Raw genomic sequence first — 21604 nt, forward strand, 5'->3', positions numbered from 1 at the left:
CTCCACGATGGCCACCGACAGGCCGCGCGAACGCGCCGAAGCCCTCCTCCGCGACACTCGGAGGCCTCAGCGGGGCTGTGGAGGAGGCTCCGATGTTCGCAACCGAGGTCCAGACTCGGCGGAAAGGCAGAAAACCACTCCAGCGGCCGACTCAACCTCGGTTGCGAACACGATCAGGCGAAGGCGTCGATCGGCGGACAGGCGCAGACGAGGTTGCGGTCGCCGTAGGCCTGGTCGATCCGGCGAACTGGCGGCCAGTATTTCCCGCGCACGAGCGAGCGGACCGGGTAGACGGCCTCCGCACGGGAATACGGGTGCGTCCACTCCTCGGCCACCAGGCACTCGGCCGTGTGCGGGGCGCCGCGTAGCGGATTGTCGTCCGCCGGCCACTCCCCCGCGCCGACGCGGTCGGCCTCGGCCTTGATCCCGATCATCGCGTCGATGAACCGGTCAATCTCGGCGAGGTCCTCGCTCTCGGTCGGCTCGACCATCAGCGTCCCCGCGACGGGGAAGCTCATGGTCGGCGCATGAAAGCCGTAGTCGACGAGCCGCTTGGCCACGTCGTCCACGCTCACTCCGGTCGCCGCCGTCAGTGGCCGGATATCGAGGATGCACTCGTGCGCGACCAGTCCGTTCTCGCCCGTGTACAGCACCGGGTAGTGCTCGCGGAGCCGCGCAGCCACGTAGTTCGCCGAGAGGACGGCGGCCCCGGTCGCAGCCCGCAGCCCCTCCTCGCCCATCATCCGGGCATACGCCCACGAGATCGGCAGGATGCCCGGGCTGCCGTAGGGGGCCGCCGAGACCGGGGCGCCGCCGTGGACAATCCGATCACCGTGCTGCCCGAGGCTGTGTTCGAGCCGCTGGGCGAGCGGATGCCCGGGCAGGAACGGAGCGAGGTGCGCCTTCGCGGCGACGGGGCCGACGCCCGGCCCTCCGCCACCGTGCGGGATGCAGAACGTCTTGTGCAGGTTGAGGTGCGAGACGTCGCCGCCGAAGTCGCCGAAGCGGGCGAAGCCCAGTAGCGCGTTGAGGTTCGCGCCGTCCACATATACCTGACCGCCAGCCCCGTGGACGAGTTGGCAGATCGCGGCGACCTCGTGCTCGTACACACCGTGCGTGGACGGATAGGTGATCATCAGTGCGGCGAGCGAGCCGGCGTGCTCGGCGATCTTCGCGCGCAGGTCGTCGAGGTCGACGTCGCCGAGCTCGTCGCAGGCCACCACCACGACCCGCATGCCCGCGAGGACCGCGCTCGCCGCGTTCGTGCCGTGCGCGCTGGAGGGGATCAGGCAGACCGTGCGGTGAGCCTCGCCGTTCGAGCGATGCCAGCCGCGAATCGCAAGGAGCCCCGCGAGTTCGCCCTGCGAGCCCGCGTTGGGCTGCAGCGACACCGAGTCGTAACCGGTGAGGTGCGCGAGCCACCCCTCCAACTGGTCGATCAGCGCGAGCGAGCCCTGCACATCGGACTCGGGGGCGAAGGGGTGCACATTCGCGAATTCGGGCCAGCTGACCGCCTCCATCTCGGTGGCGGCGTTGAGCTTCATGGTGCAGGAGCCGAGCGGGATCATGCCGCGATCCAGCGCGTAATCGAGGTCGGCGAGGCGCTTGAGGTAGCGCATCATCGACGTCTCACTGCGGTGGGAGTTGAAAACGGGGTGCACGAGGAAGGGAGTCCGCCGGTCGAGTTCGGCAGGGATGCTTCGCGCTGCGCCGCCGATGAAGCCGAAGGACGAATCCAGCTGCCCGACCGCGGTCGCGACGGCGATCACCTCGAGGTCGGTGACTGTCTCGTCCATCGACACCGAGACGGTGTCCGCGTCGACCAGGCGCACGTCGAATCCGGCCTCCCGGGCGCGGGCGACCGCCGCCGCCGCTCCCCCGGGGACGATGACCGCGACCGTATCGAAGAAGTCGGCGTGCCGGAGGGAGTGGCCGCGGTCAAGCAGGAGGCGCGCCAGCAGCGCGGCCCGCGTGTGCACGCGCTCGGCGATCGCCGCAAGCCCCTCCGGCCCGTGGTACACGGCATACATCGCGGCCATGACGGCCAAGAGCACCTGCGCGGTGCAGATGTTCGAGGTCGCCTTCTCGCGGCGGATGTGCTGCTCGCGCGCCTGCAGCGACAGACGGTAGGCGGGGTGGCCCTGGGCATCCTGGCTGACGCCGACGAGGCGCCCGGGCAGCTGGCGCTCCAACCCCGTGCGGACGGCGAGGTAGCCCGCGTGCGGTCCGCCGAAGCCCAGCGGCACACCGAAGCGCTGCGTGGTGCCTACCGCGACGTCGGCGCCGAGTTCGCCCGGCGAGCGGACGAGGGTGAGCGCGAGCAGGTCGGCAGCAACCACGGCGAGCCCGCCACGCGCCTTCACTGCGGCGAGCACCGCGGAGGGGTCCCACAGGTGACCCGACGCGCCGGGATACTGCACGAGAGCGCCGAACGCTTCCGGCACCTCCTCCGGTGCAGTGCGCGAGAGCGGCACCTCCACGATGCGGATCCCGACCGCCTCCGCCCGGCCGCGGAGCAGCGCGAGTGTCTGTGGGAGCGCGTCAGAGTCCACGACGAACGCATCGGTGCGGGCCTTGGAGACGCGGCGCGCCAGCAGCATCGCCTCGACGACCGCAGTGCCCTCATCGAGCATCGACGCACCCGCGGTGTCGAGCCCTGTGAGGTCCGCGACCATCGTCTGGAAGTTGATCAGCGCTTCGAGGCGCCCCTGCGAGATTTCGGGCTGGTACGGCGTGTAGGCCGTGTACCAGCTGGGGTTCTCGAGCACATTCCGCTTTATCACAGCGGGCGTGTGCGTGCCGTAGTAGCCGAGGCCGATCAGCGGGCGGCGCACCGTGTTGCGCGCAGCGAGGGCCCGCAGCTCGGCGAGGGCTTCTGTCTCGGTGGCCGGTGCGGGGAGAACCGGGTCGAGATCCCGCATCCGGATCGACTCGGGGACGGCCGCAGTGACGAGCTGATCGACCGAGTCGTAGCCGAGGGTCGCGAGCATGGTGCGCTGGGCGTCGGCGTCGGTCCCGATGTGGCGAGACTCGAAAGCGCCGGGGGTCCGAGGGGCGGCCATCTACTCGCCGACCAGCTCGGCGTAGGCGGCGGCGTCGAGCAGCCCGTCCGGCAGCGCCTCGACGCGGACCTGGATCAGCCAGCCCTCGCCGAACGGGTCGGAGTTGACCAGCTCGGGACTCTCGACGACGGCCGGGTTCACCTCCACGACCTCGCCATCGACCGGCGCGAAGAGTTCACCGACCGACTTGGTCGACTCGATCTCGCCGACGATGCTGCCACCCTCGACGCGGGAGCCCGCCTCGGGGAGTTCGACGAAGACGACGTCGCCGAGCTTGTCAGCGGCGTAAGCGGTGATACCGACGGTCGCAACGTCGCCGTCGACACGGATCCACTCGTGGTCGGAGGTGTACTGCAGTTCGGAGGGCACGGCCATGTCAGTTCTTCTTTCTCGAGTAAAAGGGAAGCTCGGTGACGGTCATCGCAAGGCTGCTGCCGCGAACATCGACGGTGAGCGTCGTCCCGGGCTGCGCGGAGGAGGGGGCAACGTAGGCCATCGCGATCGGCACGCCGAGGGTCGGCGAGAGGACGCCGCTGGTGATCACTCCGACCTCGTCGTCACCGGAGAGGACGCGGTAGTCGGCGCGGGCGGCGCGGCGACCCTCGCCGACAAGGCCCACCAGCACGGGCGCCTCGCCTGCGGGACCCTCCTCACTCGCGGCGCGGCCGACGAAGTCGATCGACTTGCCGAGCGCAACGACGCGGCCAAGGCCAGCCTGCGCAGGGAACACATCGAGGGAGAGCTCGTGGCCATAGAGCGGCATGCCGGCCTCGAGGCGCAGCGTGTCGCGCGCGGCGAGCCCGGCGGGGACAAGGCCCGCTCCTGCGCCGGTCTCGGCGAGCGCCTGCCAGAGAGCGGGAGCCGTCTCGGGCGCGACGTAGATCTCGAAGCCGTCCTCGCCCGTGTAGCCGGTGCGGGCGATGAGGAGCGGATGCGCCTCGAAGGTCGCGGGCACGGCACGGTAGTAGCGCAGCTCGGCAAGCAGACGCGCCGCCGCGTCGGTGTCGAGCACCGGCTCCTCACCGTGTTCCACCGCGAGGCCCTGCACGTTCTGCAGGATCTCGAGCGAGCGGGGACCCTGGAGCGCGATGAGCGCGATGTCGTCGCTCTCGTCAAAGAGCTCGCACTCGAACATCGCGGTGCGGTCGCGCAGCGTCTCGACGACGATGTGGCGGTTCGCGGCGTTCGCGACCACCATGAAGCGGTCCTCGCCGGTGCGGTAAACGACCAGATCGTCAATGACGCCGCCAGTGCGCTCCAGGAGGAGCGTGTACTTGGCGCGCCCGACGGCGACAGCGGAGAGGTCGCTCGCGAGGGCGTAGTCGAGGGCATCGACCGCCTCGGGGCCGACCAGGAGGATCTCGGCCATGTGCGAGAGGTCGAAGAGGCCGGCAGCGGTGCGCACGGCGTGGTGCTCGGCGAGGTCACCGGAGTAGCGGACCGGCATCTGCCAACCCGCGAAGTCGGTAAAGCTCGCGCCGGCGGCAACATGCACCTCGTGCAGGGGCGAGTAGCGGGCCTCGGGGCTGGTCGACGGGGTCGTCGGGGTCTCGGACATGAGTTCTCCAATTCGTCGCAATGCGTCTCTCGCGCCGCTCACGGCGGCAGAGCACAGCAGTGCCGTGGGAACTCCCCCTCTGTCGTGGTGCCTGAGAGATTCGCGCCGCCCTGGAGGGTCGTGCGCTTTCACCGTGGGCGGATCCGAGCGGATCGCTTTCCAGAGTGGCCAGTTCGACGCGGTACAAAGACCTGAGAGATTGGCGGGGAGGCTTGCTCCTTCGGTGCCGACCGGAGTCGGCTCTCCCGCGTCGCGTAATGCGGCCCGGTATTCGGTTGTCCGGTCAGCCTAGCGGGCGGACGACGTGCGGGCGGTCGGGACTCCCGCCCCTCATCACGGGCCGGGCGCGGCGCTTCCGGAAGCACACGCTGCGGCAGCCGGGTCCGCCGCGCTCCTCGCACACTTCTGAACGGACTCGCAGCGGATTCTCGACGATTGGGAATGTCGGAGGTGCCTGCCATCGTTCTTTCGTCCGAACCCGCATCTGTGGTGCACCGCAACTGTGGTGCCGCGCAACTGTGCCCCAGACGCAAGCAGACGATGCGCCCCAAGCCACGCGCCCTCGTAGCACCCCGCCCCGCCCCCCGCGCCAAGCCACCCCCATCCCCTTCACGACCGGAGTCCCCCCGTGACCGATCGCAGCACCCTTCCCGGCACGCGGCCCGCCGCTCCCGCCGCCGCCGCGACCCTGGAGCCGCGCAGCCGCCTCGTCATCAGCCTGCTGCTGGTGTCGGCGTTCGTCGTCATCCTCAACGAGACGATCATGAGCGTGGCGCTGCCCGACCTCATGCGCGATTTTGGCGTCGAGGCGCACGTCGGCCAGTGGCTCTCGACCGCGTTCATGCTGACGATGGCCGTCGTCATCCCGATCACCGGGTACCTGATCCAGCGGCTGCACACCCGCACTCTGTTCGCCGCCGCGATGACCCTGTTCAGCCTCGGCACGCTCGCCGCCGCTCTGGCGCCGACGTTCGCCGTCCTCCTCGCCGCGCGCGTCGTGCAGGCCAGCGGCACGGCCATCATGATGCCGCTCCTCATGACGACCGTCATGACGCTGGTGCCGCCGGCAATTCGCGGCCGGATGATGGGCAACATCTCCATCGTCATCTCCGTCGCTCCCGCAGTCGGCCCAACCATCTCGGGCGTCATCCTGAACTTCCTCAGCTGGCGTTGGATGTTCTGGATCGTCCTGCCGATTGCGATCGGCGCCCTGCTGCTCGGGCTACGCAAGGTCGAGAACGTGACCGAGCCGCGCTCGATCCCGATCGACTCCCTCTCGGTGGTTCTCTCCGTCTTCGGCTTCGGCGGCCTGGTCTACGGCCTGTCGAGCCTCGGCGAGGGCGGCGAGGCCGTGGTCGCGCCGTGGGTACCGTTCGTCGTGGCGGGCCTTGGCCTCGCGGGCTTCATCGGCCGCCAGCTCTTGCTGCAGCGAACCGACCGCGCCCTGCTCGATTTGCGAACCTTCTCCTCCGCGAACTTCACGATCGTCATCGTCATGATGGCCGTCAGCATGTCGGCCCTCTTCGGCACGCTCATCCTCTTGCCGCTCTACACCCAGAACGTGCTCGGCCTCACCCCGCTCGAGACCGGCCTGCTACTGCTCCCGGGCGGGCTGCTGATGGGCCTGCTCGCGCCGTTCGTCGGCCGCGGCTACGACCGCTTCGGTCCGCGAGTGCTGCTCGTACCCGGCTCGATCATCGTTGCCGGTGCGCTCTGGGGGTACACCCTGCTCGCCGCCGACTCATCGCCCTGGTTCGTGCTCTCGCTGCACGTGATCCTCAGCCTCGGGCTCGCCTTCGTCTTCACTCCGCTGTTCACGGCCGGTCTCGGCTCGGTCCGACCCGCGCTCTACTCCCACGGCAGTGCCATCATCGGCACGGTGCAGCAGCTTGGAGGCGCGGCGGGCACTGCTCTGTTCGTCACCGTCCTCTCGATCCAGTCGGCGGCGCTCGCACAGGGCGGCGCCGACCAGGTGACCGCGTCGGCCGGCGGCATCCACTCGGCATTCCTCTGGGGAGCCTCGATCGCCTCCGTCGCGATCGTCGCCGCGTTCCTCGTGCGACGCCCCGCCGAGTCCGACGCGCCACTGCCGATGGCGCACTGAGCGTCCCGGCGGGCCTGACGTACGGTTCCCCTCCACCTCACCGCGAAGGCGAACGGTTATCGTCGGCCCGCCGACTCCACCGAATCGGCAAGTGCGTTGCCGTGCTCGCGACGCCAGCCGATGATCGGCCCGGCACCCTCCTCGACCATCGGCCCCAGCGCCACACTCACGCGCAGCGCCGGATCGAGGGTCGGCTCAGCAAGACGGAAGCGCACGCCGTCGATCCGCGCCTCGGCCGCGAAGCGCGACTCGTGGACGTGAACACGCCGCGGGTCCCTCTCCAATCCGCGTCCATCCGCCTTCAGCGCTGCTCCGATTCGCGTCCACTGCAGGACCGGATCGGCGGGGCGGACCGCTCCGGTAGCGAATGGGACGACCGCGAGCCGCTCGTCGTGCGCCGTGGACCCGGCAACTGGCTCGATGTCCACTCCGACCACCCCGGCGCTGCTCACCGCGACAACCACAGCCCCGGCGCAGTGCGCGATGCTCACCGACAGCAGCGCCAGTCTGTCGTCGGGGCCCTCCAGGCGGGGACGGCCGTGGGATCCTCCGCAGCGCGCGCAGCAGGCGAGGACCCGAACCGCCGCGGGAGACACGCCCGTCAGTTCGGAGGCGAGCATCCGCAGCAGCACCCGGCCGAACACGAAGCGTTCGGCCGTCGGCGCGGCCGCCGTACGCGCGTAGCGCTCACGCTCCTCACGGCTCAGCATCGGCAGCAGTCGCTCCGCGTCCAAGCTCTGCTCGTTCAGCGACAACCAGCGCAGGTGTACACCCGGCAGATCGGCGCCAATCTCCTGCTCTCCCATTCTCTTCCCCCCTTGTTCTTCCCCCGGTTAGCAGACGGCGACATGCTCGTAGCGCATCACAACCCCGGAGTCGTCCCAAATGAGCACACGGAGTTGCGCCTCGTCACGGCGGAAAATCGCGTCGCCGGTGGCGAGCATGCGGGAACGCTAGAACGACCGAGCGACGCGCAGGTGAACGGGCGGTAACCAGCCATCGAGGAGCGCCACCACGGTCAAGCGCCGCGAGGAAAGCGAACCGTTCCGCGCGCCTCAGCCTCGAGTGCGCACGTCCTCACTCACCGAAAGCTGTGGGAGCCAGATCGCTTTCCCCATCCTCGATCCCGGCAAGGAGTCGGTCGACAACCGACTGCGGAGCCAGACCAGCACCGAAGCGCGGCGCCTCCCCCGCAATCGGGTGCCGGGAGAGTTCCGTCTCGGTGTGACCGGGGCGCGCATCGAGCAGCAGAACGCCCGCACGCCGGTACTCGCGCGCCGTGGCCCGCACGAAGGCGTGCAGAGCGGCCTTCGAGGCGGAATAGGCGGCGAGCCCGGCGGTCGGTGCCTGGGCCACAACTCCACTGATCGTCAGCGCGAACGGCTGCCGGCCCTCGCTCGCCGAGCCGGTCAGCGCAGGAAGGGCCGCCGTCAGCACCCGGATCGGCGCCAGCGCATTCACCTCGACCAGCTCCTCCAGCACGGCCGGATCGAGTTCGGCGGAGGGACCGAACGCGACGACGCCCGCCGCAACGACGACCCCGTCCAGGCGCCCGTGGCGCTTCATGACTTCCGCGACGAGACGACGCCCGGCGTCCTCCCCGCGTAGGTCGGCAACGAGCGGAGCCTCCCCGAGACCAGCCGGACGACGCCCCGAACGCACCGCCATCGCGCCCCGCGCATCCAGCCCGTCGGCAAGAAGGCGCCCGAGCCCGCCAGAGGCACCGAGAACAAGGACGACGGCACCGTCGAGACGAGTCATGGATCGAGCCTAGACGCGCCGGTTATCAGCATGTCCGCTGGCTGCGCGGCGGCCGCACTCCGGACCGGCGTGCCGTGACCGCCCGGCTCTCCGCCTCAGCGCTGCTGCGCACGCCGTCCGCCGCACTGCACGCTCGTTTGGTGATTAGAGGGCACATCTGGACACCCACCGCAGGCCGTCTCCGTCACCCCTCGGCCGCCGCGCCCGTCGACAGGAAGATAGCGAGATCGTGGAAGTAGTCGTACTGCTTCCACGCGTCGCGGTCGCCAATGACGAACAACCGACGACTCGCTCGGCTCGCCGCGACATTGACGAGATTGACGGAGGATGCCGCCCATGCCTTCGCACCGGGCGAACTCGGGTCTCCTCCGAGGATGAGGAACACCACCGGCGCTTCTTTCCCCTGGGCCGTATGGATCGTACCCGCGGTGAGTTCCGGATAACTCGCCGACAACGCCGCAAGGCGGTCGGCGACGGCCCGGAAGGGCGAGATCGCGATCACCTGTGACGCAGGCACGCCCTTCGCATCAAGGTAAGCAAGTGCACTCTCGAGGCGGGCAATCTGATTCTCCTGGAGGTGAGTACCCGGTGTTGGAGCGGGTTCATCGACCCAGCGGCTCGAGACGATACGCGGACCGGCTTCGCTGTCAAAGAGATCGGGATGCTCCGAATTGTTCCGCTCCCGCTTCACGCCATTGACCATGATGCCGCCGTAAGCGATTTCATTGCAGAGACTGAACATCGGATCGTCGCAACGGCGGTGCACGGTGAGTGGTGCGCTCACCCACACCTTGCGGTCGGCCTGTCGAAGCATCGTGCCGTAGACGGAGACCCTATCCGCGAGAGTCTGCACCGACGCCTGTGGCGGTATCCACGTGTCACTCACGCCGTAGGCGGACGCGATATCGCGCTGCACCTTTCTGGGAATGGTAACCACAGGCTGGAGCTGGAGGGGATCGCCGACCGCCACGACTCGACGGGCACGCCATATCGCTCCTGCGGCATACTGCGGAGAGGCCTGGCCGGCCTCGTCGATGAGAAGCCAACCGATGCTCTCTGGACCGATATCCCCGAACATCCGACCTAGCGAGGCAAAGGTCGTCGACACGAGGGGGACAACGAGGAAGAACAGCTGCCACGCAGCGCGTCGCTTGTGCGGTTCGAGGCCCTGCGGTCCACCACCGACGACGATCTCGAGGGCCGCCCGCAACCCGTGCGACATCTCGTCCGCCGTATTCGCGAAGAAATCCTGGTGAAGCGTCAGCGCAGCCAAGAACAACCCGGACCGTGCTTCGTCGAGGCGCTCGTCGAGCCAGGGCGCGTACAACTCGCGAGCACGTCCCGTCCACGCCTCGCCCGGATATCCCGACCCCAGCAGTTTCTCGTCGGCAACGATTCCCTGTCTGAGGTCCGAAACGGATGCCGCCGCCCGCGCCCGATCACCCTCCGCCCCGGCGAGTTCGCTTGTGAGCGCCACGTACCTCTCCTGCCTTTGCGAGAGCTGCGCCTGCGCGAGGTTCTGGGCGGTAGTCGCCGCATTCAGAGCATCGTCCAATGGCTTGAGAGCTGCGCGCCAGTCGCGTATCGCACCACCGAGGGTGAGGATCATCTCCAGCACACCCGGCTTCTCTGCCACATGGCGATCACGAGCGGTGGCCGCACGCTCCGACGCCCGGCACGCCGAGTCGTTGGCAGTCCGGCCAACGCGCAGGTCCTTCTCCGCGGCGCCCAGATCGGAACCGAGCCGAGCAACGGCTCCCGCCCAACGACGCTCGGCCTCGACAGCGTGCGGGAAACCAACCAGGCGCTCCTGCATCCGTTTCCGTTGCGCGATTAGCAGGTCGACACGCTTTTCGGCGCGTGTGAACACGTCCCGTGCTTCTCGCCATGTCCGATGCGGGACCTCGCCGTCACGCCACTGCGCGAGACGGGTCTTCATCCGCGGAACGGCGCCCTGCGTCGCTTCCTCGGTCGGCTCCTTCTTGTCGAACCAGAAAGCGGACTGAAAGGCACCCCGATTGCGCTTATTGCCGAGTCGCGCGGCGACCAGACCCCATGCGTCGATGACCTTCTCGCGGTCCTTCCGCGCATCTGTAGCGGCGAGCACCTCTCGAGCGATGTCGGCGAAGTAGTCAGCTTCGTCGCTCCATCGCGAGTCGATCTCCTTGCGTACCGGAATTTCCGTGGTCACGTTCTCGACAGCCGCGTTGTTCGCAGACGCGACCACCATCTCGAACCCGGTCAACTCCGGACGCAACTGCCACAATTTCCGCCGATACCCGTCTCCAGCCGACCAGGTAAGGGGCGTAGATATGAACGCGTCCTCGGCTCGCTCCAGTCCCGCCAGGCGCCGTGCCCGCTCCACGACGTTGCCCGCCAGAATGTCGCGGAGCATCGTCGTCTTCCCCGTGCCAGGCGGCCCATTCACCCCCATGAGCCCGCTCCCGCCACCGAGATCGACGAGCGCGCGATTCACCGCGAACTGCTGACGCAGAGACAGACTGTGCTTGGGATTGGACGGCCAGCGCCCACGCGGAAGACGCTCCACGGCGACGCCGCTGTTCACCTCCTCATCTCTCCGCATCACGTCGACCCGCGCGCTGTCGTCGAGCACGTCGTCACTGGTCAAATAGCTCGCCAACGCGGCGCCGCCACCAAGCCCCTCTGCGAGGGCGACGCGGACGGCCTTCAAATCGTCGAGGAAAAAGCTGTTGAGGAAGTCGATATCGCCGGCGCCCTCCTGGCGTCGCAGCGACACGGCAACCGACCGGATGACGATCACCTGCGTCGCGAGATCGGCTTTTCCGACCACTCCCGTCAGTTCGTGTGCGAGACGAGAGAGCGCCGTGAGTGATTCCCCGTCTTGCGCAGGAGCCGCAGCATCGCCGCAGGCGTCCCGTCGGTCTCCTTCGTGTTCATCGACCGCCTCTTGGAAGGCTTTCGCCGCGTCGGGGAAGCCGTCGGCCCAGCCGGAAGCGCCCACGCCAGACGTTTCGATCCGACCGACGGCCCAGAGAGCCGAGGACAGGATGGCGGATTCAGCCACCAGCCGACCCTTGCCGTCGACGAGCACCCCCGCCCCGGCGCTCCTCCCTGCCGGGCGTTCGTCGTACGCGTCCTCGTCGCTCCCGAACGCGCGATGCAGGCTCCCGTGCGTCGATTCGAGATCGTAGACACCGAGGTACACGGTGTGCTGCCACGTCCGATCAGTGCCACCCAGTCGCCCGGGACGCGGCAGTACTTCCCACGGCAACCGGTCCCCTGGCTTCCAGGCGATCACCTGCCGGTCGGCCACCCGCGTCGCACGAGGCGTGAGACGTGGCACTCCCTGCGGACTGAACAACTCAAGCATCCACCAGAATCGGAGGATCCGCTGCTGCTCGTCATCGCTGCCCTGCACGCTCGTTCACGCCTCCTGGTCCTCAGTCACCTCACACAGTGAAGCGGAACTCTGTCCCGACACCGTCCTGACACTCCAGCCTGGCAGCGCCAGGTTGCGGGCGCACCGCCGTGACGCTCAGCGGCGGGTCGAGTGAGGCCCGTCGCTGGTCAGAACTCCGGCGGAGGTAGCGCACGACTGGACGAGACATTGCAGACGATCTGCTCGGTGCTCTTGCCAGCAGCGTGCTGCTCGACCACGCGCTTCTCTGCGGTACGAGCTGAACCAGTCAGATCTGCCTACGCGTACTGGACTTCGTTCGCCTCGAGCGAGACCGTCAGACCCGAGCCCTTCAGGTGGAAGCTTCGCCCCTGCTTCTTCGCCTGCGAGTAACGGAGGTGAAACATCCCCATCGACATGTCATCGCTGAGGGGATCGCTGGGTTCGGATTGGTCGTCCCCGGCGTTCGTTCCGGTTCCCTCGATAGTGAAAACGACGAACTGCTTCGTCTCAGCGAGAGCCACGCTCGCGCTACCACCCACGGCTTCGATGCGCTTCAGAACGTCGCTCAGGTACTCGCTCGGCGTCGTCACCACGAGTGGCCGGCTTCCGTCGTCCGAGACGATCGGCAAGCCACCTGCCGGCTGCATGGCCATCGTCTTCATGACACGTCGCGTCGCTTCGTGGCGGTTCATCTCAGAGGATCCTGTCCAGTTCTGCGGAGATACTCGTTGTAGACGGTGTCGTACGAGGAATCGAACGATTTTTGCACGTCCGCCTGCGAGTCGATATCCCTCAGATGGGTGAACGGCTGGGCGTGGTCGGGGCCGTCGTGGCGAGGGACACATCCATGATGCTGCGTGTCGATCGACGGCACTTTCGTCCGCGGGTTGTCGGTCGATCCGCGTGTCGAGAGTACGCGCGCATATTCAACGAGTCGCCCGTGCCACGTCACGCGACGCTAATAAAGCATCTAGAACTCATCGAGCGGAATCGAGATGCGATCTTCGTCGCACTCTTCACGCGGAGGCAGGTGCCACACGGTGTCGTGAGGTTCCGTCGGCATGGGCGGAAGTATATGCCTCCGGAAAGTGCTGCTGAATCGGCCGATACCGGCTCCCCTCCACGGCAGCTGCGTCGTCTAACGTGACCGAGAGGAAATTCGTTTGGCGCGCGCTGTTCCAGCCGACTCCGTAAGTAACGAGGGACTACGCGCCCTCGTAACGGCGTGGACCGACGCGTTGGTCAGACGTTGAATCGGAACTTGGTGCGTGTCGTATTGCCCATCGTCGAACATGCCGGAATCGAGCAAGAGCTGAGTCTGCTCGTCGGTGGTCGGCTGCTTCTTCCGAGCACTCGGTCTCTTGAGGCGGATCTTGGCCATGATTTCTCCTTCGCGGCGCGGTTCTTTGGCACCGACGAAAAGTCATATCGCAGGCTGCTCGAACTGCCCCGTTCCTGAGCTGTTCGCAACCGTTCGTTTGCGCACAGCTGATTGGGGCACCTTGTCGGCGGTCTTCCCTCTGCGAGCGCGCCGTCGGCGACGATCCGCCCGTCGGCGATCACGACCACGTCGTCGACCGTCTCGGCGAGCTCTCCCATCAGGTGCGAGGACAGCAGTACGGTGCGCCCCTCCGCAGCTTGCGCGCGCAGGAACTCCCGCATCCAGCGGATGCCCTCAGGGTCCAGTCCGTTGACCAGCTCGTCGAGCACGAGCGCCGCGCGGTCGGCCAGCAGCGCGGCGGCCAGTCCCAGCCTTCGCCCCATGGCCAGGGAATAGGTGCTCACGCGCTTGCCGGCGGCGTCGGCGATTCCCACGGTCTCCAGCAGCTCCTCGACGCGGGCGTTGCTGATCCCCGCAGCCCTCGCGACCCATCGCAGATGGGCGCGTCCGGTACGCGAGCGGTGCGCGCCGGAGCCGTCCAGCAGCGCACCGACGCTGCGCAGCGGGTCGGGCAGCGGGTCGGGCAGCGGGTCGGGCAGCGTGGCGAACCGCTGCCCATCCACCAGAGCCTCCCCGGAGGTGGGCCGGTCAAGTCCGAGCAGGATGCGCAGCGTCGAGGACTTGCCTGCGCCGTTGGGTCCCAAGAACCCGGTGACGCGTCCCGGACGGACGGTGAAGGTGATATCTGTGAGGATCGCGCGCGAACCGCGGCGCTTGCTCACGTTCTGGAAAGTCAGCATGCTCCTATGCCAGCAGGCGGCTCGATCGAGCGCACCGGAGCCAGGGGTGGTCTTTCGGCAGCGACTCGTACCAGGGGGTGAGGACATCGTCGTCCTCGATTTCTAGAATGAGACCGTGGAGCACGTCGAACGCCCGACCATCTCGCGCGCCTGGCTGATCGCCGCGTGCGCCGTCGTCGTGCTCGTGCTTTCCTTGCTCGCGCTCGGGCAGGACGCGCCCTACGTGATGATCGCGATCGTGCTCATCGTTGCTTCGGCGGTCGGAGTTACGACCTGGGCGCTGCTGAGCTCGCGCCGGGCGCGCCGAGCCTATGAGCAGCAGCTGTCTCGATGGGCCGCCGACAATGCCGTGCAGACCGAGCGGCTGCGGATCGCCCGTGACCTGCACGACCTCGCCTCCCATGGCCTCGGGCTGATGACGGTCCGCGCGGCCACCGCGAACCTCGTGGACGACGACGAGTACGGCGCAGGAGACGCTGAGCGCCGTCAGGCGCTGAAAGACATCGAACGGATCAGCCGCGAGACGACCGCCGAGCTGCGCAGCATGCTCGCCCTGCTCCGCGGCGGCGCGGACACTCCTGCGCCGCTGTGCCCTGCGAGCTCCCTCGCCGACCTGCCGGGCATCGTCGAGGCGGCCCGCCGCGCCGGGCTCGCCGTCGCCTTCGAGCAGAGCGACCTCGGGCAGGTGAGCGCCACCGCGCAGCTGACCGTCTGCGCTGTCGTTCGCGAAGCTCTGACCAACGCGCTGCGGCACGCCGGACCCACCCGCGCCCGGATCGTGATCGAACGCAGAGGAACGGGCATCGACGTGGAGGTCCAGGACGAGGGGCCCGCCCCGGGCTGGTCACCCCGTCCCGGGACCGGGTTGCGCGGGCTCCGTGAGCGCCTGGCCGTCCACCGCGGCACCCTCGAAGCGGGGCCTGCGCCTTCGGGGTTCCACCTTGTCACGCACGTCCCCGGGGAGACCGCATGACCGAGATCCCGACCGTCGCCGAGAAGCAGGGCACCGAGACGACCGAGACCGCGCCCGTGCGGCTACTGCTGGTCGATGACCAGACGCTGCTGCGCCACAGCCTCCGTATCGCCATTGATCGCGAGAAGGACCTGACCGTCGTCGGCGAAGCCGACAGCGGCGCGGACGCGATCCGCTGGGCCCGCGAGCTCCGCCCGGACCTCGTGCTCATGGACATCCGTATGCCCGAGGTGGACGGCATCGAGGCCACCCGGCAGATCACCGCCAACCCTGCGCTCTCCGGGACCCGCGTCCTGGTGCTCAGCATGTTCGAGCTCGACGAGTACCTCTACGGGCCCTGCGGGCAGGCGCGAGCGGATTCGTCCTGAAAGACGCCCACCCCGGGGAACTCGTCGACGCGATCCGCCGCGTTCACCGCGGCGAGTCGCTGTTCGCGCCATCGATCCTCACGGCTCTCGTCGAGCACTACCTCGACCACCGAGCCGATGGGTCGTCGAACGGAGCAGAGACGCTCGCCCAGCTCACCGCGCGCGAAAAGGGCGGTCCTCGCGCTGATCGGCCGGGGCCTGCCGAACGACGAGATCGCCGCCGAGCTCACCCTCTCCCACAACACCGTCAAGACCCATATCAGCAGCCTGCTCGCCAAGCTCGCTGCCCGCGACCGCGCCCAGCTCGTCATCGCCGCCTACGAGAGCAGGCTCATCGTGCCCGCTCCGCGCAGTGCTCGATTGTGATCCGGCCAGGTGGGTGCCATCTCCGTGACTACTGCGAAATCAACCGATTACGCGCGAGCTCCTGGTACAGAGGGCTACTCGTCATCAGCTCGTCGTGCGTACCCTGCGCGACGATGCGGCCGTGGTCCACGACGAGGATCGCGTCGGCGTCACGCACGGTGGCCAGGCGATGCGCGACGATCACAGTCGTGCAGCGTCGATAGGCTTCGTCCGGCACCGTGCGGATGACAGCTTCCGTCCGCCCGTCCAGGTTTGCCGTGGACTCGTCGAGTAGCAACAGCCGCGGATCCACGAGCAGAGCGCGGGCGATCGCGATGCGCTGCCGCTCTCCGCCTGAGAGCATCGCACCGAGTTCGCCGACCTCCGCCTCGAGTTGACGAGGAAGTGCGCGCACCGTGTCGTCGAGGCGCATCGCTTCCAGCGCCGTCCAGCATTCGTCGTCCGTCGCGTCCGGTGCCAGCATGACCAGGTACTCTCGGACGGTGCCCGGCAGGACCGGCGAATCCTGCTCGACATAGGCGAGGCCGGCTCGCGAGACGGTCGACGTGTCGACGCCGTCGATCAGGATCCGACCCGAGGTTGGCTCGTAGAAGCGGACAATCAGGCTGAGGATCGTGCTCTTCCCCGCGCCCGTCGGGCCCACGATCGCAAGGCGCTGCCCCGCGGGGACGGAGAATGACGCCTGCTCGAGGGCGGCGAGGGGTTGGGCCCGATCCGAGGAGGGATACTCGAAGCTCACGCCCTCGAATTCAAGGGCGATCGGGCCGCCTCCTCCCCTGGGTCGCCCGTGATCGTCCGCAGGATCCGTTTCAGGTGTGATATTCGTGAGTTCTCGCATCCGATCGATGACGCCAAGTGCGGCGTTCAGTGAGATCAGCGAGGAGAAAATCTCCCCGAGCGGGGCGATCAGCAGGAAGACATACATGATGAACGAGATCAAATCGGCGATCGAGAGCTCGTCGGCGGCGACGCGGTAGCCGCCGACGGCGAGGACGGCGAGCACCGCACCCTGCACGGCCAGCAGTGACATGGGCTCGATGAGCGCGGTGAACTTCGCGACGCGCAGTCCCCCGATCCGTGCCTGATCCGCGGCCGACACGAGTGCGCGTTCCTCGCGATCGGTTGCAGTGCCCGCGCGAATGGTGCGGATGCCCAGCACTGCGCGGCTCACGGCCGCGGACAGTTGACCAATCCGATGCTGCAGGGTCCGGCTCGCCCCTCGCACGACGATGGATAGGACGAACGTTAGGAGCGCAAACACTGCAGAGATGGCCAGCGTGAGAGCCGTCAGCACCGGATCGATGACGAACACGGCGACGAGCGCGCCCACCATCGTGGCCAGGCCGCCGGCCGCTGCGAGCACGCCCTGGGTCAGCGCCTGCCGGAGCACCGATGTGTCGCTGGCGACCCGGGAGACGAGATCGCCGCTGGGCCGCGCGTCGAACTCGCGGATCGGCGGGCGCAATACCGCGCGGATCATGGTCCGCCGCGCGGTGATCACGAGATTTACACCGACCCGGCTGAGCACGTACTGTTGCGCGGCGTTGAGCAGGCCTGACGCGAGCAGCAGTGCGCACGCAAGCACCGTCGGAGCGAAGAGGCCCCCAGAGTCCGCTTTGTCGCTCACGCCCGACACGAGACGGTTGACCACCAGCGGGAGAGCGAGAGAGACCACAGCCCCCAGAACGCTGATGACGGCCGCGACCGCGATCACCCGTCCGCTGCCCCGGAGCATCCGGAGCAGATCGCTCATCTTCGCCGTACGATCCTGCTCTCCAGATATTACGTTACGCCGCCTGCACTGTGATCAGTCATCAGAACGGGTCCAAGTAAGCCCATTGCAAGATTCAATATAGACAGGGGTGTAACGGTACTGCTACTATGACCGAGCAGGCTAGGAGCGAGCGGGTTGCGCCGGCACATCGTTGTTGGCGGTCCGCTGTCCGCTGGTCCGCACCACGCCAGCAGAGCAGGTGAATCATGAAGAAGATCTACACGGCCCCCGCGCTCGAGCGGATGGGCACCTTCCGTGAGATGACGAACGGTTACCCCTGATGGGACTACCGCGACATCTTCGGCGGACGCACGTTCATCGGTCCCTCCTGATCGATGAGAACCGGCGCGGGTGGAGGGAGCGATCCCCAACCCGCGCCCTCTCCGCCCCCGCACAGCAACCACGACCACCCCTGGGAGATGAGATGGAGTTCGCCGTCCTGCCGGAGCTCGCGACGCCGGACGCCTTGTTAGACGCGCTTCGCGGCATCGGTCTCGCACAAGTCGCCTCCCACCCCTCCGGCCGCGCATGGCTGTTCTCCGACGTCGCGGATCGCTGGACGGTGCTCGCGCCGGACGCCGATACGCTCATCCAGGGCCTGCTGGCGGGGCGAACCGAGGACACGGTCACACAGGAGGTCGCGCGCGAATTTCGATGTCGAGCTCGTGCGGCGCGACTTCGAGAATCTTCTCGCATCCCTCGTCGATGCACAGCTCGTCGAGCAGGCGTGACGGGGGGGCCCATGCAGCATCGCTCATATCCATTTTTCGGGCTCGATGCTCGGGACGCGATCGCGGCAGCGCGTGTGATCTCATGGCTTCCGCCCGACCGCATGCAGCTTCTTATGCGCGGGATCAGCCGCGGCGCACGACCGGCCACCATCGCGCAGACGCAGAAGGCGCGGGACATCGTCTGTGCCCCTAGCCGCCGCTGCGCCGGCCAGGGGTGCGTGCAGCGCTCCATCGCCGTGGTCGTCCTGTGCCGGATGCGCAGCAGCTCGCCGAACTGGCGTACCGGCTTCGGCACCGAGCCGTTCATCGCCCACGCATGGGTCGAGGCGGACGGACAGCCTGTCGGCGAGCCTGAGGCCGTCGCGAGGTACTTCGTCGCGCATGCCGTCGACGTCGACCTTCTCTCGTCGCGGCTGGCATAGGGTGCCTCAGGGGCGACGGGGACGCCCCGATGCAGCAGTTAGAACCGTCGGCGATGCTGCCGCCCGAGACGCGGACTATCAATACACATACATACCCAATCGGTTCGGAGGACGTGCGATGGAATCGCAGCTCACATTCGAGAATGCGCTGGAGCGAATCGTGGAGATCCGTGATCGCTACTTGCGAGATAGATGCATTTTTATCCCCAGCGCGGAGATGAAAGAGCTCGTGTTTTCCTTGGGAGCGACTCCCTCAGATCTTCAAGCTCTTCAGAAAGAGAGCGACCGACTTCAACCGGATCCGACCTTGCCGTTCCGGCGTTCTCGCAACGGAAGGTACTGCTTCGTTCCGAAGGATCGACGAATCTACAGGACCGTACAACAGTCATTCGTGCTGACGGCGGAGGAAGACTTCGTCCGGCACGACTCAGGGAAGGTCAGGAAGTTCGCGAGCGTCACCCCCAGCACTCAGGCGAATCCTGCATTTCAAGCTCTCTTGGCGATCAACGCTCTCATCACCGAGAGAAGTGAAGTCGAACACCGCGCAGGGCTGGACTACACATCGCCGAAGTGGATCACCACTGCATTCCATCTCCGAACCATCACGACTCCCGAGATCGTCGGCGAACCCGCCTTGGAAGGTGTACACCAAGACGGAGTGGATCACACGATGACCATCTTCCTCGGATCCGCGAACATGGTTCGGGAGAGTGCCACAACTCGGCTCCATTGCAACGCCGAAGTCAGCGGAACGCAGTGGCAGGACGAGAATCCGGCCTATATCCTCGGCACTCATCAGCACCAAGATCCCCTGGACACCCTCATCGTGGTCGACCACGAACGTAAACACAGCGTCTCGGCTGTTAGGGCGTCTGATCCGGATACCCCGGCCGTACGAGACATGTTGATCCTGTTCACGCGCAAGCCGGTCGTTTCAACGCATATCTCGCATGAGTACGACTCCGACGAGACCAACTTCGATGTTCCACTCACTGTCCACCTGCCTTTACTGACGACGACTTAGAGAACGTGGCCGATGACGAACAACGGAACGAAAATTGCGGGCAAGGAGATGGAACGCCTCGCTTTTCTCATTGGTCGCTGGGAAGGCGAAACGGTAGTGCACGCAAGCGATGGGCGCACTGTACCTGGTCGTATTCATGGCGAAGCAATCGCGATCTTGGACGGCGCTTGGATCCAATGGTCCTTCGAACAGACTCCGAACGAAGTGGTCACACGAAGACAACGGGGAAGATACCTATTCGGCTGGGACCCGGTGCGTCAAGCGTACTCGGCTATCTACTTCGACGATCGCGGGAACACACTGATCGAACACACAGCGCAGCCCCTTCACCCGGAAGCACTCACGTTCGTGGGTGAGACGGTTCTAGCTGATACAGGGCCTGTGCTCTTCGAAGATGAGATTTCCAGCGATCACGACCACCATTTTCGGAATCGAGTGCACATGACCATCGATGGCGTTCGTCATTTGCACGGAGTGTTCGAGTGCAAACGCATCGGCTGAGTCGTGACATCGATGTCCGTCGGGATGAACGCCAACACAAGGATCAGGAGTGAACATGACCACGTTGTTCATAGCTAATGTGCGAGCTGACTACCCGGACAGCGTGCGCACGCGAGCGGACTTGGTCAAAGGCACTGCTGATGGATCGGATACGACATCGCGTTTCCTCTGGCATGCGTCCGCGGGCGACATTATCGTCCTCCCGGAAATAGTCGATCCCCGATACGTTTCCTATGTCGAAGAGACGCTCGCATTGCCGCACCACACGCTGCACGTCGTCGAGGTCAATGAATTGCTGACCGACGACGTCCTTCTTCGGCCCAGAATGCTCGAGACCCTGAAGCACAGCATTGATCGCAATAATGTGCTTCGCGTCCAGCCCTTCGTACAGACGCGTGGAACAGTGGCGTTGGCAAGCGCTCTCGGAGCGGTGGCAGAGCCGGGGCTCCATTTCGCCCACGAGAACGGTGTCGACATGCTGAACTCAAAGGCGACATTCCGCAAGCTTGCGGCAGGAGTCGGAGTCCCGATCGCGCAGGGATGCGCAGTCCGATCGAAGCGCGAGCTCTGCACCGAACTGATCCGACTCCAGAAACTCGATCGACCGCTCATCGCGAAGCATGATCACGCAGGCGGTGGACACGGCAACCTCATCTTGTCTACGGAAAATGCGGTGCGATCAGAATTCCCAGGAGCACGAGAGTTCATCAGCCTCGGACGACCGGTTGAAGAACTCGCCAATCTGCTCTGGTCAGAGCTCACCGACAGTTCCTACTCGACGGTGACGCTCGAGGTCTACGAAGAGGCGATCGCACGCTTCTATTTGGAGTACGACCTCGGTGATCAGGCACCTCGACTCGTGTCCACCGGATCGATACGCTACGGCGAACCGTCCGCCGAAATCCCGCCGCAATGGATTGGACTCGACATCCCTTTCGGTCTGGGAGCTACCGACGGAACGAACGCGGTGAGCCAAGGTCAGCTGATCGTAAGCGCCGTGCATGCACTCGGGTACAAGGGAATGCTCAACGTCGACGGCATAGTGACTCCGGTCGGCGAACCCGTGTTTCAGGAGATCAACGCACGTTGGGGAGGCGGCCTCGTCTACGACGTCATCGGCCGGCGGCTCGTAGGTGCTTCCTACTCTCGTTCCCATCTGCTCCGCTCACTGCTGGACACTCCGAAAGCAGACTTCGCCGTGCTTCACGACCGATTGATCGCAGCGGACGTGCACTACTCCCACGAACGCGGGTCGGGAGCACTGATCCTTGGAACCAGATCCGATCTGGCGGATGGATCCGAGATACTCCTGATCACCGCGACAGAGAACGATATGGACGAACTCGAGTCGGCAGTCCGATCGGCGCTTGCCTGATGAGCCCTGTGATCCGGCAAGG

Annotated in this window: 18 protein-coding genes and 2 riboswitches; of the genes, 9 read left to right on the top strand and 9 right to left on the bottom strand. The window is 66.6% G+C overall.

Features of this window, described 5'->3' with window-relative positions; genetic code table 11:
* Window positions 1-173: 173 nt before the first annotated feature.
* The 3 genes from gcvP to gcvT are packed head-to-tail and all read right to left on the bottom strand — an operon-like array spanning window position 174 to window position 4620.
* Window positions 174-3062, bottom strand: a complete 2889-nt coding sequence (gene gcvP, locus B0H03_RS08695; protein ID WP_104264311.1) for an aminomethyl-transferring glycine dehydrogenase — start codon at window positions 3060-3062, stop codon at window positions 174-176.
* On the bottom strand, window positions 3063-3437 hold the full coding sequence (gene gcvH, locus B0H03_RS08700) for a glycine cleavage system protein GcvH (protein ID WP_104264310.1): 375 nt from the start codon (window positions 3435-3437) through the stop codon (window positions 3063-3065).
* Between the two features lies 1 nt (window position 3438).
* A complete protein-coding gene (gene gcvT, locus B0H03_RS08705; protein WP_104264309.1) occupies window positions 3439-4620 on the bottom strand; it encodes a glycine cleavage system aminomethyltransferase GcvT in 1182 nt (393 codons plus the stop codon).
* A 72-nt stretch (window positions 4621-4692) separates the two neighbouring features.
* Window positions 4693-4788, bottom strand: a riboswitch (glycine riboswitch).
* 1 nt (window position 4789) lies between these two features.
* Window positions 4790-4878, bottom strand: a riboswitch (glycine riboswitch).
* Between the two features lie 370 nt (window positions 4879-5248).
* On the opposite strand from gcvT, the gene B0H03_RS08710 reads away from it, so the two are divergent.
* Window positions 5249-6724, top strand: coding sequence for a DHA2 family efflux MFS transporter permease subunit (locus B0H03_RS08710; protein ID WP_104264303.1), 1476 nt, complete (start codon window positions 5249-5251; stop codon window positions 6722-6724).
* Between the two features lie 56 nt (window positions 6725-6780).
* Here B0H03_RS08710 and B0H03_RS08715 read toward each other — a convergent pair whose 3' ends face one another.
* From B0H03_RS08715 to B0H03_RS08740, 5 genes are all read right to left on the bottom strand, one after another.
* Window positions 6781-7530 (bottom strand): 4'-phosphopantetheinyl transferase family protein, encoded by a 750-nt coding sequence (locus B0H03_RS08715; RefSeq protein WP_104264302.1) that lies wholly within the window; start codon window positions 7528-7530, stop codon window positions 6781-6783.
* Window positions 7531-7801: 271 nt separating this feature from the next.
* Window positions 7802-8485 carry an SDR family NAD(P)-dependent oxidoreductase gene (locus tag B0H03_RS08720; protein WP_104354307.1) on the bottom strand — a complete coding sequence of 228 codons (684 nt, stop codon included), beginning with the start codon at window positions 8483-8485 and terminating at the stop codon, window positions 7802-7804.
* 184 nt (window positions 8486-8669) lie between these two features.
* On the bottom strand, window positions 8670-11885 hold the full coding sequence (locus B0H03_RS08725; RefSeq protein WP_241560415.1) for a DEAD/DEAH box helicase: 3216 nt from the start codon (window positions 11883-11885) through the stop codon (window positions 8670-8672).
* A 278-nt stretch (window positions 11886-12163) separates the two neighbouring features.
* Complete coding sequence (locus B0H03_RS08730) at window positions 12164-12559, bottom strand: hypothetical protein (protein WP_104264300.1); 396 nt, start codon at window positions 12557-12559, stop codon at window positions 12164-12166.
* 550 nt (window positions 12560-13109) lie between these two features.
* Window positions 13110-14030 (bottom strand): ATP-binding cassette domain-containing protein, encoded by a 921-nt coding sequence (locus B0H03_RS08740; RefSeq protein ID WP_243411138.1) that lies wholly within the window; start codon window positions 14028-14030, stop codon window positions 13110-13112.
* Between the two features lie 133 nt (window positions 14031-14163).
* Between B0H03_RS08740 and B0H03_RS08745 the strand changes: the two genes are divergently transcribed.
* From B0H03_RS08745 to B0H03_RS17335, 3 genes are all read left to right on the top strand, one after another.
* Window positions 14164-15021, top strand: a complete 858-nt coding sequence (locus B0H03_RS08745; protein WP_104264299.1) for a sensor histidine kinase — start codon at window positions 14164-14166, stop codon at window positions 15019-15021.
* Window positions 15018-15389 (top strand): response regulator, encoded by a 372-nt coding sequence (locus tag B0H03_RS17330; RefSeq protein ID WP_337189964.1) that lies wholly within the window; start codon window positions 15018-15020, stop codon window positions 15387-15389. The genes B0H03_RS08745 and B0H03_RS17330 overlap by 4 nt, the downstream gene beginning before the upstream one ends.
* A 117-nt stretch (window positions 15390-15506) precedes the next feature.
* Window positions 15507-15755 carry a response regulator transcription factor gene (locus tag B0H03_RS17335; RefSeq protein ID WP_337189965.1) on the top strand — a complete coding sequence of 83 codons (249 nt, stop codon included), beginning with the start codon at window positions 15507-15509 and terminating at the stop codon, window positions 15753-15755.
* Window positions 15756-15783: 28 nt separating this feature from the next.
* Here the strand turns inward: B0H03_RS17335 and B0H03_RS08755 are convergent, their stop codons facing one another.
* Window positions 15784-17508 carry an ABC transporter ATP-binding protein gene (locus B0H03_RS08755; RefSeq protein ID WP_104264298.1) on the bottom strand — a complete coding sequence of 575 codons (1725 nt, stop codon included), beginning with the start codon at window positions 17506-17508 and terminating at the stop codon, window positions 15784-15786.
* 227 nt (window positions 17509-17735) lie between these two features.
* Here B0H03_RS08755 and B0H03_RS17450 point away from each other — a divergent pair, with 227 nt between their 5' ends.
* The 5 genes from B0H03_RS17450 to B0H03_RS16555 all read left to right on the top strand — a co-directional run bounded on the left by B0H03_RS17450 (window position 17736) and on the right by B0H03_RS16555 (window position 21582).
* Window positions 17736-17810, top strand: coding sequence for a lasso RiPP family leader peptide-containing protein (locus B0H03_RS17450; RefSeq protein WP_109714866.1), 75 nt, complete (start codon window positions 17736-17738; stop codon window positions 17808-17810).
* 143 nt (window positions 17811-17953) lie between these two features.
* Window positions 17954-18682, top strand: a complete 729-nt coding sequence (locus tag B0H03_RS16905; RefSeq protein ID WP_202130017.1) for a lasso peptide biosynthesis B2 protein — start codon at window positions 17954-17956, stop codon at window positions 18680-18682.
* Window positions 18683-18800: 118 nt separating this feature from the next.
* Window positions 18801-19706: a 2OG-Fe dioxygenase family protein gene (locus B0H03_RS08770; RefSeq protein ID WP_202130018.1), complete on the top strand. Its 906-nt coding sequence runs from the start codon at window positions 18801-18803 to the stop codon at window positions 19704-19706.
* A 12-nt stretch (window positions 19707-19718) separates the two neighbouring features.
* A complete protein-coding gene (locus tag B0H03_RS08775; protein ID WP_104264297.1) occupies window positions 19719-20207 on the top strand; it encodes a DUF1579 family protein in 489 nt (162 codons plus the stop codon).
* Window positions 20208-20262: 55 nt separating this feature from the next.
* Window positions 20263-21582 (top strand): preATP grasp domain-containing protein, encoded by a 1320-nt coding sequence (locus B0H03_RS16555; RefSeq protein WP_160487295.1) that lies wholly within the window; start codon window positions 20263-20265, stop codon window positions 21580-21582.
* The last annotated feature ends 22 nt before the right edge of the window (window positions 21583-21604 follow it).

The sequence above is a fragment of the Rathayibacter iranicus NCPPB 2253 = VKM Ac-1602 genome (assembly GCF_003149025.1).
GTDB classification, from domain to species: Bacteria; Actinomycetota; Actinomycetes; order Actinomycetales; family Microbacteriaceae; genus Rathayibacter; species Rathayibacter iranicus.

Bases quoted from the DNA above. Each gene is read 5' to 3' on its own strand.
- B0H03_RS16555 (WP_160487295.1), top strand. From the start codon at position 20,263: ATGACCACGTTGTTCATAGCTAATGTGCGAGCTGACTACCCGGACAGC.
- gcvP (WP_104264311.1), bottom strand. From the start codon at position 3,062: ATGGCCGCCCCTCGGACCCCCGGCGCTTTCGAGTCTCGCCACATCGGG.
- B0H03_RS08770 (WP_202130018.1), top strand. From the start codon at position 18,801: ATGGAATCGCAGCTCACATTCGAGAATGCGCTGGAGCGAATCGTGGAG.
- gcvH (WP_104264310.1), bottom strand. From the start codon at position 3,437: ATGGCCGTGCCCTCCGAACTGCAGTACACCTCCGACCACGAGTGGATC.
- B0H03_RS17330 (WP_337189964.1), top strand. From the start codon at position 15,018: ATGACCGAGATCCCGACCGTCGCCGAGAAGCAGGGCACCGAGACGACC.
- B0H03_RS08730 (WP_104264300.1), bottom strand. From the start codon at position 12,559: ATGAACCGCCACGAAGCGACGCGACGTGTCATGAAGACGATGGCCATG.
- gcvT (WP_104264309.1), bottom strand. From the start codon at position 4,620: ATGTCCGAGACCCCGACGACCCCGTCGACCAGCCCCGAGGCCCGCTAC.
- B0H03_RS08775 (WP_104264297.1), top strand. From the start codon at position 19,719: ATGACGAACAACGGAACGAAAATTGCGGGCAAGGAGATGGAACGCCTC.
- B0H03_RS08715 (WP_104264302.1), bottom strand. From the start codon at position 7,530: ATGGGAGAGCAGGAGATTGGCGCCGATCTGCCGGGTGTACACCTGCGC.
- B0H03_RS08755 (WP_104264298.1), bottom strand. From the start codon at position 17,508: ATGAGCGATCTGCTCCGGATGCTCCGGGGCAGCGGACGGGTGATCGCG.
- B0H03_RS16905 (WP_202130017.1), top strand. From the start codon at position 17,954: ATGGAGTTCGCCGTCCTGCCGGAGCTCGCGACGCCGGACGCCTTGTTA.
- B0H03_RS17335 (WP_337189965.1), top strand. From the start codon at position 15,507: ATGGGTCGTCGAACGGAGCAGAGACGCTCGCCCAGCTCACCGCGCGCG.
- B0H03_RS08720 (WP_104354307.1), bottom strand. From the start codon at position 8,485: ATGACTCGTCTCGACGGTGCCGTCGTCCTTGTTCTCGGTGCCTCTGGC.